This window comes from Chitinophaga sp. HK235, from assembly GCF_018255755.1.
Classification (GTDB): domain Bacteria; phylum Bacteroidota; class Bacteroidia; order Chitinophagales; family Chitinophagaceae; genus Chitinophaga.
In genome coordinates this window covers 4,064,767-4,080,552 of the sequence record NZ_CP073766.1, presented here as the reverse complement: position 1 = coordinate 4,080,552, position 15,786 = coordinate 4,064,767, and the positions used below count along the sequence as shown (strand labels likewise).

Sequence of the window (15,786 nt, the reverse complement as noted above, 5' to 3'; positions counted from 1 at the left end):
GATCTATTATATAACAAATTCTTAACGCAAGTTACAATAAATTCTTAATAAAATGTTAAAAAATTTATAAACGGTTTGTGTCGCTGCATTTTGGTGGATACATAAAAGTCTTATATTTACATTAATGAGTAAAGATTTTTCTTTTTTAAACGAGGATTTTGATGATCTGAGAGACTTGTTGCAGCAGTTTGAAAATCTGAGGGCGGGTAAATCTCACTCTTTTCTGGACGAGGACTCCTTTGAGCAGATCATAGACTATTATGACGAGCAGGACGAAGTGCCCATAGCTTTGCAAGCCGTCGAAATGGCCATCGAGCAGTTTCCTTTTTCTTCTACGCTCCTTCTCAAAAAGGCCAACTTACTGATAGAAACCAAAAAGTATAAAGAAGCCTTACAGTTACTGGATAAAGCCGCAGTATTGGACCGCAATGATATCAATTTGTATATCCTGCAGACAGACGTGTATCTGGCATTGAACCAGCATGAAAAGGCTGCAGCGGTTTTGAATGAGCAGATTGACCAGTTTGAGGGAGAGGACAAAACAGAACTGTTACTGGAACTGGCGGATGTGTATGATGACTGGGAGGAATTTGAAAAGGTGTTTGATTGCCTGAAGATGGCGCTCGAACATGAGCCCGGCAACGAGGAGGCTTTGCATAAGATCTGCTTCTGGACGGAATTTACCGGCCGCAATGAAGAAAGTATCCGTTTGCACAACTATATCATCGATGAAGACCCTTATAATCAGCTGGCCTGGTTTAACCTGGGCACGGCTTTTCAGGGCCTTAAACTGTACGAAAAAGCGATAGACGCTTACCAGTACGCGGTAGCCATTGACGAGAAATTCGACTATGCGTACCGCAATATGGGAGATGCCTACATTCGCCTGCGTAAGTATGCAGACGCGATTGAAGTGCTGCAGAAGCATCTGGAGATTGCCAAGCCGGAAGATGTGATTTACGAGGCCATTGGCCACTGTTACGAGAAACAGCGTAAATACACACAGGCGCGCTACTATTATCGCAAGGCATCCCATCTGAGCCCCAACGATGACAAGCTGTATTACAAGATAGCAGCGGCCTACATGATGGAGGAAAACTGGGAGAATGCCATCAAATCGCTGCTTAATGCATTGAAAATTAATAAACAGAGTGCAGAATATAACATGAGCATCGGCGAATGTTATCTGGAAATGGGCCAGGAAAAGGAGGCGCTGTTACATTTTGTGAATGCTGTGCGCATCCGTCCGAAAAGTATGCAACCCTGGTTGCAACTGGTAAAAGGGCTGTATATTTTTGGTTTTCTGGAAGAAGCCCTGGACCAGCTGGCCAATGCTGAAGAAAAAGCCGGCCGAAAACCGGTGTTTCAATATTACCGTGCCGCTGTCCTCATTGCCATGGGGAAAACAAAAGAAGGGCTCCTGCATCTGGAAACAGCCCTGCAACAGGCTCCCAAGATCCTGAAAAAACTGGTGGAGCTGGACCCGGCCATCCTGCAGCATGTGAGTGTAGTAGATCTGGTCGCTCAATACCGCCGGAAACGTTAACCTGTGTTATTTGCTTTTAAAATAAAGTATACTTCTTATTTTTGCGCCGGCTTTTTAAATTTTGTCATGGACAAAGGCCATCGTATTTCCGGTTACTAAAATTGCAGCTAAACTATCCCGACTTACTTGCCTGGCGAAAAATAGTGTGTGTTTTACTGACCAATAAGAAGATAAAAATATTTCAAATGAATTTTAATCTGACACAGATCCCGGAAAGGACAAAGAAACCCCGCAACCATGGTCTTACTATGGTGATGGACAAGGGGCTTAGTTTGGAAGAAGCAAGAAATTTTTTATCGGCGGCAGGACCCCATGTGGATATCCTGAAACTGGGTTTTGGTACTGCTTTTGTCACGCCCAACCTCCGAGCGAAAATTGAGCTTTACCAGTCGGCCAACATCCCGGTATATTTTGGCGGTACTTTGTTTGAAGCTTTTCTGATCCGTAATCAGTTTGATGAGTATGTGAGACTGGTAAATGATTACGGTATCAGCTACATGGAAGTGTCTGATGGCTCTATCACCATCCCGCACGCAGAAAAATGCGGGTACATCGAAAAACTGTCCAAAGTAGGCCTGGTACTGAGCGAAGTAGGTTCCAAAGATGCAGAACATATTATTCCTCCCTATAAATGGATCGAATTAATGAGAGCAGAGCTGAATGCCGGCTCCTCCTATGTGATTGCAGAAGCCCGCGAAAGCGGTAACGTAGGTATCTATCGCGGTACCGGTGAAGTGCGCGAAGGCCTGGTACAGGAAATCCTGACCCAGATCCCGGCCGAAAAAATTATCTGGGAAGCACCACAAAAAGCACAACAGCTGTACTTCCTGGAACTGGTAGGCTGCAACGCCAACCTCGGTAACCTCGCCCCACATGAGGTGATCTCCCTGGAAGCTATGCGTGTAGGGCTGAGAGGTGATACTTTCCACCTGTTTCTCGACAAAGAATAACTCCCGCAGGGATATTTTGATGTAGGGATCCGGTTATTTAGAATGCAGCTGAGAAGACATTGTAAATAACCAGATCCCTAAATTTTTTCCATCAAAAAGTAACATATGAAAACATATGGACTCATCGGTTATCCGCTCAGCCACTCTTTTTCCAAAGGATTTTTTTCCAAAAAATTTGAAGCTGAAAATATAACCGGGCATCAGTACGAAACGTTTCCCATCCCCGCCATCACTGAATTTCCAGACTTACTGGCACAACATCCGGACCTCTGCGGCCTTAATGTGACTATTCCCTATAAAGAACAGGTCATCCCTTATCTGGATGAATTAAGTGATGCTGCTGCCCGCATTGGTGCGGTCAACTGTATCCGTTTTAAAGAAGGCAGAAAAAAAGGGTTTAATACCGATGTGATAGGCTTCCGCAACTCACTGCAGCCATTGCTGCAACCTCATCACAACCGTGCACTGGTGCTGGGCACCGGCGGTGCTGCCAAAGCAGTCATGTATGCCCTCCAGGAGCTGAATATACCTTATACTGTAGTGAGTCGCAATGCCGGCAACGATACTATCGCTTACAGTTCACTGGACCAGCAGATGATGGAGACACATACCGTGATCGTTAATACGACTCCACTGGGCATGTATCCTAATATCAATGAATGTCCGGATATACCTTATCAACACATTAGTTCACGTCATCTGCTGTATGATCTGGTATACAACCCACCCGAAACACTATTCCTGCAAAAAGGTGCGGCACAAGGAGCGGTTATCAAAAACGGCCATGAAATGCTGATCCTGCAGGCAGAAGCTTCCTGGGACATTTGGAATGAGCAGTAATACATCTATCTGAAAAGCAAGAGCGCAAAGAATTTTCAACATAAAAAATTCTTTGCGCTCTTTGTTTTATTGGCTATCAGCCAACTATTCTGGCTTGATCATATAATACATACAGGTGGTCACAAAATTGCGGATAAAAGGAATGGCCGCAACAGGTTTCCATTGCTCGCGGGCACTTACGCCGAATTTGTATTTATAGATAGGATTGATCAGGTAAAACCTGCGCTGTGTGATCTTATAGCCCTGACGTTTTACAATTCTCTCGAAACGTTCGATAGAGATGCCGGTAGATTTTACTTCCATCAGGTCCTGCACGATATCATCTTCTTCTCCAAACAACCTTAAAACACCCCGGTAAACCGGTGTGGGAAGCAGGTGTATGTAGGGTACCATACTCAGGAACTTGTTGTGGCAGATCTGCTGGTGTCCGCCATGTGGCATGTACCAGGGCGGAAAACCGAAGTACACCTGCCCGCGGGGTGTGAGCAGCTGCTTCAGGTGACCGATAATTTTTTCCTGGTCGGGAATATGTTCAATGGCATCTTTGAGGATGATCACATCAAAAGAATGACGGAATTCTCCCAGAAAATCAACATCGTAAATATTCTTAGCAATTAATTTCAGCTGGCCGGCATCTACATACCGCTGCAGGAAACTTTTGGCCAGTTCTATCCTGGCTGGTGCCAGATCTACTCCCACACAGTTGCATCCTTTTTCCAGCAATGGAGTGAGTACGCCGCCTTCTCCGCAGCCTACCTCCATCACGCGCAGGCCTTCCATCTGCGGAAATTCCAGCTGGATAAAAGGCACCACGTAGTCGCGCGAGTTGTCTACCTGCTGCTGAAAACGGAGTGTGGCGTTCTTATGGTGTTCTAATGACATGTTTGCAAAATTGCGTGAATTTATGCAAAAGCTTCAAGCTTTTGGTAGTTAACTGTTAGAATATTTTTTCATATAATATGAGCAAACATAGTATCGGCCAATATTTAACAGCTTTAGGTGATTTAGTTATCTTTGCGGGATGCAAACGACAGACACGATGAATTACCAGGAAGGAGCTGTCATCCTGGTCAATAAACCGCTGACATGGACTTCCTTTGATGTGGTGCGTAAAATAAGAAATTTAACCAAGGCAAAAATAGGGCATGCCGGTACGTTGGACCCACTGGCAACAGGTCTGCTGATCTGCTGTACCGGTAAGATGACCAAAAAAATCAACGAATACCAGGCACAGGAGAAGGAATATACCGGCAGCTTCACACTGGGCGCCACTACGCCCACTTTCGATATGGAATCGGAGCCGGAGAACTTCAAAGATACCAGTGCTATAGATGAGGCCGCCTTAAAAGCCGCTACACAGGGTTTCATGGGTGAAATCATGCAGCTGCCACCGATCCACTCCGCTATTAAACAGAATGGTAAACCCATCTACCTGCTGGCCAGAAAAGGGGTAGATGTAAAAGTAGAACCCCGCAGGATCACTATTTCCGAATTCGAGATCACCAAAATAGAACTGCCTGTTGTGCATTTCCGGGTAGTATGCAGCACGGGCACGTATATACGTTCACTTGCCAACGACTATGGCGCGACATTGGGTTGCGGTGCATACCTGAGTGGTTTATGCCGTACCCGTATCGGTGATTTCAAGCTGGAGCATGCGGTAGATATGGAAACATTTATCGCTGCCAACAGCATCCCTAAAACGGATAACCAATAGCCAGATTCCAGATAATATTTTCCCGGCGCCATTTACTGCTGGAGAGGTCCCATTGGTTGAGGTACCAGCCATTTTTATTATTGGTATTGTAAGGTACTTTCACCGGGATGCCCCAGTCGAGCCGGATCAGGAAGAAGGAAAAATCAAGGCGCAGGCCCACGCCTGTGCCGATGGCCAGGTCTTTATACAGCTTATCGAAACGGAACTCGGAGCCGGGTCTGGTTGAATCTTTGTTGATCATCCAGATATTACCCATATCCAGGAAGGTAGCGCCTTTGAGGTTGACAGTACCGCCAAACATGCGCAGCAGGTCGAAGCGGTATTCTATGTTGCCTTCCAGTTTCATATCTCCAGTTTGATCGGGGAATATCTGGGCACTGGTGGAAGTATCTTTAAAAGAGCCAGGGCCCAGGGTACGCAGGCGGAATGCACGGATACTATTAGGCCCGCCGGCGGTGAACTGTCTTACATAAGGTAATACGGAAGAATAACTGTAAGGAATACCGATACCTGCATACAGCCTGGTGGCCAGTCCGCTGTGGTTATTCAGTCTCCAGTAATGGCGGTAGTCTGCTTCCGTCTTCACAAAGTTTGAAATGGTTACCCGGGTAAGGGATTCTACATTAGATCTCTTACCAGTGACCGCATCTACCAGGCTGTTAATCCCATTCAGCCACAACCCTGATTCCTCAATGTTTATTCTGAAATAGCTGTAATGCCGCGGATGCAGCAGGTCGTTGTTGCTGAAAATAAATGAAACACTTTCTCCACCGATGAGTGCGGGTTCAAAACTACGTTTGAGATAAGGGTTTTTGTTTACCGTTGTATCTCTGAACTCCGGATTGAGATTCACGCCTACATAGTTGAGGATGAAAGGTTTTACGATCCAGCGTTTATATGCACTTTCATTCCAGTCATAACCATAGGTGAGGTTGATGCTGGTGATATCGAATTTTTGTATGCGGGACAGGTAGTTGGCGCCCAGGGTAAGCCTGGTTTTTACGTTGGACCTGGGTGCCTGCCGGATATTAAAAGGCAGGGCAAAGCGGGGCCAGGTAAGGCCTATCTCTCCACCAAACTCTCTGGATTGCAGTACCCATTCACTGGGTTGTTTTACCAGCTCGATACCGGTATTGAGGCTCATACTCAGCTGGGTAGCGCTTTTGCTCAGGTTGATGTGCCGGTAGTTGAGGCTTACACCGGAGCCCAGCGTATAGTCGGAACTGTTACTTACCTCAAAGTTGATTCCCAGTTCCTGACGGCGGCGGGGAGTGAGGAAGAGATAAGCATCGAGGGCCCGGGCGGTATCTTTGTTTTCCTTGTATTGCAGGGTTACAAACTGCCATATACCGAGGTCATAGAGTTTGTTGACTGTATTGTTATACTGTTGCAGTGAATACGTTTCGCCTGGCCGGAGCAGGATGGACTTGGATAATATTTTAGGTTTGAGGATATCCTGATGGGAGCGGATGGTAATGTATTTGCGCTTATCCTCTTTCAGGGTGCTGTCATTGGCGTTGCCATTGAGCGGAAAGTCGGGGTAGGCGTAAATACGGCTGATATGATAAAGCTGCCAGGTGGCATTGGCGGAATCTTCCGGGTTTTTGACGTGTATTTCCACGTCCATAGTGGGTTTCTCACGGCCTTTGTTTTCATTGAAGATGTTGACAAAACCTTCGAATGGGTTAAGGCTGTTGCGGAAGAGGGCCTTGTTGAGGGTATCCACTGTAAACTCAATCGCATCGCGGCCAAACTTATAATAACCGGCGTCTCTGATGACACGGGTAAGGCGTTCCCTTTCAGAGGAAAGGGTGGCTGCTTTATAGGCAATCCCTTTTTGTATCAGGGACAGTTCCTGATTAGCTTTAACGATAGCGAGGATATTGGAGTCCGGCACATCGTACGTGATTTTGTCGAGTACAAAGTTGCGGCCGGTATTTACGGTATAAGTAACGCTGGTTTTACGTCTTTTTTCTTTGGAGGAGGCATCAACAGAAGCATAGAAGAATCCCTGGTTGTGCAGGTAGCTGGTCATCCGGGAAATGGACTCTCTTGTTTTGGCAGAATCATAAACCACCGGTGCTTCCAGGTTTCTTTTGGAGAGTACCAGGTTCCAGAACCAGTTGGATTTTTTCTCGTTATACTTCTGATTGTACAGGAATACCTTGATGCGGGTGTTGAGTAATCTTTTGTTGGGCTGTTGGGTCATCAGCGATTTGGAAGACAGAGAGCTGCGGATATCCTGTTTTTCAGAGTTGAGGATATCACCATGTACCTCTACTTTGCTGCTGATATATAAAGACTGATCCTTTTGCAGGTATTTAGTGTTGGAGCATGCGCCCAAAGTGAGTATTACAGCCAGTAGCAGCAAATATCTCAGCATAGAAATCCTTGAATTGGGTAGCGGCTGCATCACGGACGAAACGTTATTATTATTTTAAAATGGTAATACTGAACCCCACCTCCAAGTAAGCCTCTTCTTGGCTGATTAAAAGAAATCGTGTAGGTTTGGCCTCATGTTGTCAAAGGCGCAAATTAAATATATTCAATCATTACAGCACAAAAAAAACCGTCAAAAATCCAGCCAGTATATTGCGGAGGGTGACAAGATTGTACAGGAGCTGCTACAGGCGGGCATGCCCGTAAAAGCGGTATATGCCACTGGCCCGTGGCTGGAGCAGCATAAAAGTCTGCTGACGCGTTTGCCGGCAGATGCAGTAAAGGAAGTGGATAATATCGTCCTGAAACAACTGTCTGCACTCACCACCCCCAACAATGCCATGGCGCTGCTGGACATGCCACCTGCAGATAACAGCCTTCCTGCCGAAGGGACCGTGGTGCTGGCCCTCGAAGCGATCCAGGACCCGGGGAATATGGGTACACTTATTCGTATAGCCGACTGGTTTGGCATCCGTCAGATCATCTGTTCGCCGGATTGTGTGGACGTTTATAATCCTAAAACCATTCAGGCCACTATGGGCAGCATCGCCCGGGTACAGCTGAAAGAACAGGATATCCCCACGCTGCTGCAACAGAGTAAACTACCTTCTTATGCCGCTACACTGCACGGAAAGGATATCACCGACTTCCAGGTAATCAGGGAAGGTATTATCTTGATTGGCAATGAAGGCAGAGGATTGTCCGAAACCGTGATATCCCTGGCCACCCACCGGATTACCATCCCCCGTCTGGGAGGAGCCGAATCCCTTAATGCCGCCGTGGCCGCCGGTATCATCTGCGGCAGATTACTGATTTAATGTGATGTGAATGTCCCGTTTGTTACCTTTTTGTTTATTGTTATTATGCTTCGCCTGCCGCCATACTGCACCGCGACAGGTAATACCTGCCTTTTACTACTGGAAACAGGCATGGACTGGTAATGCCACCGAAATGCACTACCTGCAAGGCTTACCGGCCAAACGGCTTTATATTAAAATGTTTGATACCGATGTGGACCCGGCTACCGGAAAACCGGTGCCTGTGGCCATATTCAAACAACAGGTCCCTCTGCCCGATAGTATAGACCTGGTGCCGGTAGTGTTTATCATGAATGAAGTATGGCAAAATCCCGATACTACGCTTGCTGTCAATATCAACAGGCTGCTGGAAAAACTGTGTAGTAAGATCCCTGCCGGCCGTATCCCGGAGATACAGATAGACTGCGACTGGACGAAAAGTTCCAGAGATGCTTATTTCGCTTTCATCGGTCAGTTGCGGCAACAGTCCTTTTTTAAAGGGCGTCAGTTGTCTGCCACCATCCGGATGCACCAGGTGAAATTTGTGACCAGCAGTGGCGTCCCTCCTACAGACAAAGGGCTGCTGATGTGTTACAATATGGGAGACCTGCGAAAACCAGGTGATCACAACTCCATCCTGGACCAGGAAACCATGCAGTCGTATATCGGCAGCGACCGGGTTGTCACTTATCCGTTACCTTTGGATATCGCTTTACCGCTGTTTGACTGGACCGTATTATTCAAAGCTGGCCGTTATGCAGGCATCCTGCGTAATATCGGAGATGCTGCATTGCGGGACACTTCGTTGTTTGCTCCTTCCGGGCATCGGCTGTATACCGTTAAAAAAGACAGTCTTGTTAATGGGTATATGCTGCAGGCTGGGAACGTGGTTCGCCGCGAAACCAGCGACAGCAAAGAGCTGGAAGCAGTAGCTCAAATGGTGGCCCGGCAACGGCAGGACTATGCCCCCGTCGTTATTTTTTATCACCTGGATTCAGTAACCCTTCATAATTATCCGTTGGATGAACTACAGAAAATTTATCGTCTTTTTTATTAGTTTTTGTGTCGTGCTGTTCGGCAATGTGATCTATACCCTGTCCTGCGGGCCGGAGATGGATCCTTACGACTATTACATTTCTTTCTTTAATCCCTACCAGTCCGGAAAAGGATACGAGCCGTTTTATTACACCTCGATGACCAGCTTCTACGATGATGCGACACCATCTGAAGCAGAAGCGAATGTGAGCGACTGGCAGCAGTTTACCGGCAACAAGGCAACAGCAGCGGACATACGGCAGTACATCTACACCTATTCCCGGGAGCAGATGGCAGCCGTAACTGTAAAAAGCACTGCCTCCCTGCCTGACAGCGTACGCAGTAATACTTTCACCAGATTTCTGCAGGAAGACAGAAACCAGGAAGCAGCCCGCTATCTGCTGTTTGCCAAAACCTGTGAGCCGGCTGTAAGCGCGGCTGACAGATGGTCTGAGCCCACCCATGATATTCCGCAGATGACTGCTTTGCTGAAAGAAGCAACGGAACTGTATGACAAAACCAGTAATAAGGAAATCCGGGAGCGGTATGCTTTCCAGCAGATCAGGCTGATGCACTACACAGGCCAGTATACGGATGCAGCTACAGCTTTTGATAAACTGTTTAAGAAGTCAGGTTCTACACTGATATATTACAAGGCCCTGGCGCTGAAGGCCGGTGCACTGCAACATCAGGGCGATTCCGTACAAAGCACCTATCTGTTCTCCCGAGTATTTGATAAAGCGCCTGCATTACGTACCAGCTGCTTTCTCAGCATGAGATGGGCTAATGCGCCGGAAAACGCCGTATATGCGTTGTGCCGTGATAACCATGAAAAGGCCATGGTAGCTGCCGTATATGGTTTTGGTGACAATGCGCCTTCTCTGGAGCCACTGAAAAAAGCCTATGGTTTTGATCCTTCCTCTCCGGCCCTCAATGTATTGCTGGGCCGCGAAATCAGCAAGCTGGAAGCCGATTTCCTGGACAAAGCTGTTTCTACTTCCACAGACTCCGCTGCAATGGCTACTATCAGAACGCTGTCGCCGGAACTGACTACCATTGTCAACACCCGTATCCGCCCTATGACCACCTGGATGAACAGTGTGATAGACAAGGGTAAAGTAAAGGATGTTGCTTTCTGGCAGGTATGTAACGCCTACCTTTCCTATATGAGCCGCGATTACGCCGCTGCCAGAACAATGCTCGACAAAACAGATCATAAAGATCCGGAGATCAAAAATCAGTGGGAAGTGGTAAATCTGCTGGTCAATATCAACCAGCAAAAAACAATTGACAGCGCTTTCGAAAACAAGATGCTGGCTACTTTTAAATGGCTGGACGGACAAGTAGTAAAACGGAATAATGACGACTGGTGGTCTTCCGGGCGTGACCGGTTTTTTAACAAAACCTACCGCAACCTGCTGAGCGCCATTCTGGCTCCAAGATACCACCAGCAGGGAGATTTCATAAAAGAATCGTTGATCCGTGGCCGTTGTGATGAGTTGGATACCTATGATTATTTTTTGTCCGGCCAGTCTGCTGCTGACCAGATACAGGATGTGATGACCTCCGCACAGCTGCTGCAGCTACACAGCTTTATGAAGTCGGCTGCTAAAACACCGTATGAAGCTTACCTGGTTTCTTATTTCCCTAAAAAACTGGACCTGCCTCGTGTAATCGGGGAGAGCTATCTGCGGACACATGATTTTAAAAATGCCCAGACCTGGTTCCGCAAAGCGGGCAGCCAGCAGGTGTCTTATCAGGTTTTCCAGGACCAGCTGCAGGATTTTGGAGAAGATACTGCTGATGCCATGCATCGCAAAGCGATCACTCAGCTACAATTCTGCGACCGTATGCTGGCTCTGCAGGAAAAAATGAAGACGCCGCCGGTGGACGCCAGGGTGTATTATGACTATGCCACTGCCTTGTTTAACCTTACTTATTACGGTAAAACATGGTCTTTTGTGAGGAATTCCCGTCATACTTATTTCTGGTATACAGCAGCTTGTGAAAAAGATCCGTTTGAGCGCCAGTATTTTGGTTGTTATGCAGCAGAAGCTTATTATCTGAAAGCTGCGCAAGTGGCCACAGATAATGAGTTCAGAGCAAGATGCTTTTTTATGGCAGCACGTTGTTCACAAAAACATGTCGCGCCGATGGAAAATGATAAAAAGTATTATTCAGCGTTGGTGCATAACCGTTATTTCCCGGCACTGAAGGCCAACTATTCCCAGACCCGTTTTTATCAGGAGGTGTACGGGCAATGTAGTTACCTGCGTGATTTTGTGCGGACTGCGCGGAAATAGATTATTTGAACTGGATAGCTTTTACAGGGGTAATCCTGCGGATAATCAGTGATGGTATCAGGAGCACCAGCAGGCATATGGCCATGGTGCCGAAGTTGATCACCAGGATTTCCTGCCAGCGTATAGAGATAGCGGCCACCGACATGTAATACGACTCTTCCGGGAGTTTAAAGATGCCGGTGGCCTGTTGCAGAAAGGCCAGTCCCAGCCCGAAGAAATCGCCAATAAGTATTCCGGCGAGGATGATATAACCAGCCTGGAAAACAAATACTCTTTGGATATGCCAGTTGCGCATGCCTAGTGCCTTGAGGATACCTACCATATTGGTACGTTCCAGTATCAGTATAAGGATGGCGGTGATCATGTTGATAACCGCTACAATGGTCATGATAACAATGATGATCAGTTCATTCTGGTTCTGTAACTGAAGCCAGTCGAATATATTGGGATAGATATCGCGGATGGTGCGGGTAAACAGCTGATCGGGTAATACGTTGTTGTCGATGATGCGGGCGGTGGTGTCCATGAGATGATAGTCATTCAGCATGATCTCATAACCTCCTACCTGAGCAGGCTCCCAGTCATTGAGACGGCGAACGAGATTAAGATCACCGATCACATAGGTTTTATCGTATTCTTCAATACCGGTTTTATAAATACCGGATACCAGCAGTTTGCGGGCACGTGGCGGAAGCCCGTTGCCCTGGATGAAGTAAATGATGACTTTATCATTTACTTTTACCTGCAGTTCCTGCGCCATATTGGCGGATATCATGATTTCCGAAGTGTAGCTGGTATCGCTATAGTGCAGTGGTCTGCCGGATTGGAGGAAACGTTTCAGCTGTGGCCAGTCATAACTTTTATCCACTCCTTTGAAGATGATACCGTCGATTTCCTTTTCAGACTTGATGATGGCTGATTTGGTAGCATAAGGGCTGATCGTTTTAATACCGGGTACCCGTTTGATGCTGTCTATCAGAGTAGGAGTGGAGGTAAAAGGAATTTCTTCTGTCAGTGGTCCGGCATTGGGTTGGTATTGGTTGACATGAAGATGTCCCCAGAAACTGAATATCTTATCCTGGATTACTTCCTGAAAGCCGTTGACCAGGGCTGTTGCCAGGATCATTACCGCTACGCTCACTGCGGTAGCAGCAACAGCGATGTTGATAATGAACTTTGAAAAAGAGGATGCTTTGTTGAAAGCAATCCTTCTGGCAATAAAAGAAGATAATTCCATTATGTTGTTTTCTGACTATTAAAGCAAATGTAGGAAATCAAAAATCTCTAAATAACTAAATCTCTAAATAAGCAAATAATCGTAACTTGAATACTATCAATTAGCCAGTATGCGTACAGCAGCTTTTCTTTTATGGGTGGTCCTGGCAGCAAGCCAGTTTTCCGCGAGGGTAATGGCCCAGTCAAATGTCATTACACCGGACCATGTTTATTACAACAATATCAAGTCGGTCAAATTCAATCAGACGGGAGATCCCCTCAGTATGCCCATGTACACAATCGGTACCGGCGAAAAGCTGGAGTTGTCTTTCGATGACATGGACAATGATGTGAAAAACTACTACTATTCTTTTGTGCTATGTAATGCAGACTGGACGCCGGCTCAGGTAAACCAGTTTGATTATATGCGCGGTTTTTCAGAGACCAGGATACTGAATTACAAAATGTCAAGTGTGGCCTTGCAACGCTATACGCACTACAGTGTACAGTTGCCGGGCACCAACAGTTATCCGATCAAGTCGGGCAACTATATGTTGAAAGTTTACCTGGATAGTGATACCACACAGCTGGCGTTTACCCGTCGTATGTATGTGGTGGAAAACAAGGCCGGCGTCGCCGGATTTATTCAGCAGCCGATTACTCCCAAACTTTTCCGGACACACCAGAAAGTGAATTTTGAGGTCAACACCGGCTCTTTGAATATCCAGAATCCTTTTGATCAGATCAAGGTGGTCATCCTCCAAAATTATCGTTGGGATAATGCGATCATCAACCTGAAACCGCAGTTTATCAATGGTAATACGATCAAATACAATGCAGAAATGGATTGTATAATGCCGGCAGGGAAAGAATTCCGCTGGATAGACCTGCGAAGCTTCCGGTTGCAGACAGAACGGGTACGGCACTCGGAATATCATAGTAACAGTACTGATGTTTTTGCAGTACCTGATGTTGAAAGGGCCGACAAAGTATATCAGTTTATCAAGGATCTCAACGGAAAATATTATCTGGCTACCATAGATGACTATGATCCCAATTTTGAAGGGGACTATGCCTCTGTACATTTTTCTTTTCTGGCACCGGAGCCTTATGCGGGATATGACATGTATCTTTTCGGGGAGATGACCAACTATGAGTGCAACAGCAATAGTAAGATGACGTATAATGCTGCCAGCCGGGCTTATGAAGCTACGTTGTTTCTGAAACAGGGATATTACAATTATATCTACGGTCTGGTAGATAAAACAGTGCCCAATGCTAAATTCAATACAGAAATGACAGAAGGTGACTACTGGGAAACGGAAAATAATTATACCATCCTGTTATATTTCCGTCCGCTGGGTGGAAGGGCCGATGAGCTGGTATCCAGCGTGACCCTCAATTCTATTCTGAATCGTAAATAACGTACGATATTATACCAAAAGCAAAGTCCTGATGATGTCATCAGGACTTTTGCATTTTTAACAATAAAACACCTTAATATAACAACAAAACAACTTGTACATTTTATGATCCGATGGTTTGCCGGAGTTTCACAATGTTGGCGGCGCCGCGTTTGATAATGATGCGGGTGCCTCTGTCGAAAGTGAAATAGCGGTAAAACCAGTTGATGAATACCACCAGTTTGTTTCTGAATCCCAGAAGGCTCATGAGGTGCACAACCATCCATACCATCCAGGCGATGTAACCGCTGAGGCGAGTATTGAAAATTTCGGCTACGGCCCTGTTGCGTCCGATGGTGGCCATACTGCCAAGATCTTTGTAGTAGAAGCCTTTCATGGTTTTATTTTCCATCATCAGGCGGAGGTTGTGGGCCAGGTTTTTACCTTGTTGAATGGCTACCTGTGCCACCATGGGATAACCTTTCGGGAAACGCGGATCGTTGGTCATTTGCGCGATATCACCGATAGCGAATATATTGTTGAATCCTTTTAGCTGGTTAAACTCGTTGACCAGTATACGGCCGTTGGGTAATATAATATCCTGCGGCAAACCTGCTACAGGTACGCCTTTCACGCCGGCAGACCATAAAAGGGATTGTGATTGTATTTTTTCACCCGTGCTGAGGGTGGCAGTATTACCATCATATTCTTTCACGCCGGTGTTGACCAGTACTTTTACCCCTACCTCCTGCAGTGCTTTCATGGTGTGCTCAGAGGTTTTTTCGCTGAAAGAAGCCAGCACTCTGGGGCCTGCTTCAATGAGATATACTTCCATCAGCGACTGAGGCAGTGTTGGATAGTCTTTGGGCATGATATATTTACGTAATTCAGCGAAGGCACCTGCAAGCTCTACGCCGGTGGGCCCGCCACCTACCATGATAAAGTTGAGCTTGGGTTTTATCTCTTCCGGGTCTTTCAACAGCAGACTTTCCTCAAACTGTTTTACCACATAATTTCTGATCTGTACTGCTTCGATGAGGGATTTCATGCCGATGGCATGTTGTTCGATTTCCTTGTTGCCGAAGAAGTTGGTATTGCTACCGGTGGCAAACACGAGGTAGTCGTAACGTATTTCGCCGATACCTGTTTCGAGGATATTGTCTGCAGTCCTAACGCCCGTGACTTCCGCCATACGGAAGACCAGGTTTTTCTGTTTGCTGAAAATACCACGGAGTGGGAAGGCGATGCTGTCGGGTTCCAGGCCTGCGGTAGATACCTGGTAGAGCAAGGGTTGGAAAAGATGGTAGTTGTTTCTGTCCAGCAAGATTACCTGAACAGGTGCATGTTTAAGCTGTTTGGCCAGGTTAATACCGCCAAATCCTCCACCTACAATTACGACGCGCGGTTGAGCAGACTCCGGAATATTGGGCTGAATCATAGTTCATCTATTTATTTTATATAGCAATGTGGATGTGGCATTCTCATAATTAACACGGTACATAAAGCTCAAATGCTATACCAAGTGCTAATTTTTATCAAAG

12 protein-coding genes are annotated in these 15,786 nt (G+C 46.4%); 8 read left to right on the top strand and 4 right to left on the bottom strand.

Features of this window, described 5'->3' with window-relative positions; translation table 11 throughout:
• Window positions 1–124 precede the first annotated feature (124 nt).
• The 3 genes from KD145_RS14745 to KD145_RS14735 all read left to right on the top strand — a co-directional run bounded on the left by KD145_RS14745 (window position 125) and on the right by KD145_RS14735 (window position 3,336).
• The gene (locus KD145_RS14745; RefSeq protein WP_212006606.1) at window positions 125–1,546 is read left to right on the top strand and encodes a tetratricopeptide repeat protein; all 1,422 of its coding nucleotides are present in this window, start codon (window positions 125–127) and stop codon (window positions 1,544–1,546) included.
• 185 nt (window positions 1,547–1,731) lie between these two features.
• Entirely contained in the window at window positions 1,732–2,496 is a 765-nt protein-coding gene (locus KD145_RS14740; protein ID WP_212006605.1) for a phosphosulfolactate synthase, read from the top strand.
• Window positions 2,497–2,601: 105 nt separating this feature from the next.
• Window positions 2,602–3,336, top strand: coding sequence for a shikimate dehydrogenase (locus KD145_RS14735; RefSeq protein WP_212006604.1), 735 nt, complete (start codon window positions 2,602–2,604; stop codon window positions 3,334–3,336).
• Window positions 3,337–3,420: 84 nt separating this feature from the next.
• On the opposite strand, the gene KD145_RS14730 is transcribed toward KD145_RS14735, so the two are convergent.
• Window positions 3,421–4,218 carry a bifunctional 2-polyprenyl-6-hydroxyphenol methylase/3-demethylubiquinol 3-O-methyltransferase UbiG gene (locus KD145_RS14730; protein WP_212006603.1) on the bottom strand — a complete coding sequence of 266 codons (798 nt, stop codon included), beginning with the start codon at window positions 4,216–4,218 and terminating at the stop codon, window positions 3,421–3,423.
• Between the two features lie 139 nt (window positions 4,219–4,357).
• On the opposite strand from KD145_RS14730, the gene truB reads away from it, so the two are divergent.
• Window positions 4,358–5,053: a tRNA pseudouridine(55) synthase TruB gene (gene truB / locus KD145_RS14725; RefSeq protein ID WP_212006602.1), complete on the top strand. Its 696-nt coding sequence runs from the start codon at window positions 4,358–4,360 to the stop codon at window positions 5,051–5,053.
• Here the strand turns inward: truB and KD145_RS14720 are convergent.
• On the bottom strand, window positions 5,034–7,436 hold the full coding sequence (locus tag KD145_RS14720; protein WP_212006601.1) for a BamA/TamA family outer membrane protein: 2,403 nt from the start codon (window positions 7,434–7,436) through the stop codon (window positions 5,034–5,036). The two genes, truB and KD145_RS14720, sit on opposite strands and share 20 nt — an antisense overlap.
• Before the next feature lie 133 nt (window positions 7,437–7,569).
• On the opposite strand from KD145_RS14720, the gene KD145_RS14715 reads away from it, so the two are divergent.
• From KD145_RS14715 to KD145_RS14705, 3 genes are read left to right on the top strand one after another with little or no spacing between them, the layout of a single operon-like run.
• Window positions 7,570–8,310 (top strand): RNA methyltransferase, encoded by a 741-nt coding sequence (locus KD145_RS14715; RefSeq protein WP_212006600.1) that lies wholly within the window; start codon window positions 7,570–7,572, stop codon window positions 8,308–8,310.
• 10 nt (window positions 8,311–8,320) lie between these two features.
• Complete coding sequence (locus tag KD145_RS14710) at window positions 8,321–9,346, top strand: hypothetical protein (RefSeq protein ID WP_212006599.1); 1,026 nt, start codon at window positions 8,321–8,323, stop codon at window positions 9,344–9,346.
• On the top strand, window positions 9,312–11,627 hold the full coding sequence (locus KD145_RS14705; RefSeq protein ID WP_212006598.1) for a hypothetical protein: 2,316 nt from the start codon (window positions 9,312–9,314) through the stop codon (window positions 11,625–11,627). The genes KD145_RS14710 and KD145_RS14705 overlap by 35 nt, the downstream gene beginning before the upstream one ends.
• Before the next feature lies 1 nt (window position 11,628).
• Here KD145_RS14705 and KD145_RS14700 read toward each other — a convergent pair whose 3' ends face one another.
• Window positions 11,629–12,864 (bottom strand): ABC transporter permease, encoded by a 1,236-nt coding sequence (locus KD145_RS14700; protein WP_212006597.1) that lies wholly within the window; start codon window positions 12,862–12,864, stop codon window positions 11,629–11,631.
• A 109-nt stretch (window positions 12,865–12,973) separates the two neighbouring features.
• Between KD145_RS14700 and KD145_RS14695 the strand changes: the two genes are divergently transcribed.
• The gene (locus KD145_RS14695) at window positions 12,974–14,266 is read left to right on the top strand and encodes a DUF5103 domain-containing protein (protein ID WP_212006596.1); all 1,293 of its coding nucleotides are present in this window, start codon (window positions 12,974–12,976) and stop codon (window positions 14,264–14,266) included.
• A gap of 103 nt (window positions 14,267–14,369) precedes the next feature.
• Here KD145_RS14695 and KD145_RS14690 read toward each other — a convergent pair whose 3' ends face one another.
• On the bottom strand, window positions 14,370–15,683 hold the full coding sequence (locus tag KD145_RS14690; RefSeq protein ID WP_212006595.1) for an NAD(P)/FAD-dependent oxidoreductase: 1,314 nt from the start codon (window positions 15,681–15,683) through the stop codon (window positions 14,370–14,372).
• Window positions 15,684–15,786 lie beyond the last annotated feature (103 nt).

What these genes read in the sequence shown, in the direction of transcription:
- KD145_RS14690 (WP_212006595.1), bottom strand. Translation starts at nt 15,683, where the DNA reads ATGATTCAGCCCAATATTCCGGAGTCTGCTCAACCGCGCGTCGTAATT.
- KD145_RS14735 (WP_212006604.1), top strand. Translation starts at nt 2,602, where the DNA reads ATGAAAACATATGGACTCATCGGTTATCCGCTCAGCCACTCTTTTTCC.
- KD145_RS14740 (WP_212006605.1), top strand. Translation starts at nt 1,732, where the DNA reads ATGAATTTTAATCTGACACAGATCCCGGAAAGGACAAAGAAACCCCGC.
- truB (WP_212006602.1), top strand. Translation starts at nt 4,358, where the DNA reads ATGCAAACGACAGACACGATGAATTACCAGGAAGGAGCTGTCATCCTG.
- KD145_RS14700 (WP_212006597.1), bottom strand. Translation starts at nt 12,864, where the DNA reads ATGGAATTATCTTCTTTTATTGCCAGAAGGATTGCTTTCAACAAAGCA.
- KD145_RS14695 (WP_212006596.1), top strand. Translation starts at nt 12,974, where the DNA reads ATGCGTACAGCAGCTTTTCTTTTATGGGTGGTCCTGGCAGCAAGCCAG.
- KD145_RS14720 (WP_212006601.1), bottom strand. Translation starts at nt 7,436, where the DNA reads ATGCTGAGATATTTGCTGCTACTGGCTGTAATACTCACTTTGGGCGCA.
- KD145_RS14730 (WP_212006603.1), bottom strand. Translation starts at nt 4,218, where the DNA reads ATGTCATTAGAACACCATAAGAACGCCACACTCCGTTTTCAGCAGCAG.
- KD145_RS14715 (WP_212006600.1), top strand. Translation starts at nt 7,570, where the DNA reads ATGTTGTCAAAGGCGCAAATTAAATATATTCAATCATTACAGCACAAA.
- KD145_RS14745 (WP_212006606.1), top strand. Translation starts at nt 125, where the DNA reads ATGAGTAAAGATTTTTCTTTTTTAAACGAGGATTTTGATGATCTGAGA.
- KD145_RS14705 (WP_212006598.1), top strand. Translation starts at nt 9,312, where the DNA reads ATGAACTACAGAAAATTTATCGTCTTTTTTATTAGTTTTTGTGTCGTG.
- KD145_RS14710 (WP_212006599.1), top strand. Translation starts at nt 8,321, where the DNA reads ATGTCCCGTTTGTTACCTTTTTGTTTATTGTTATTATGCTTCGCCTGC.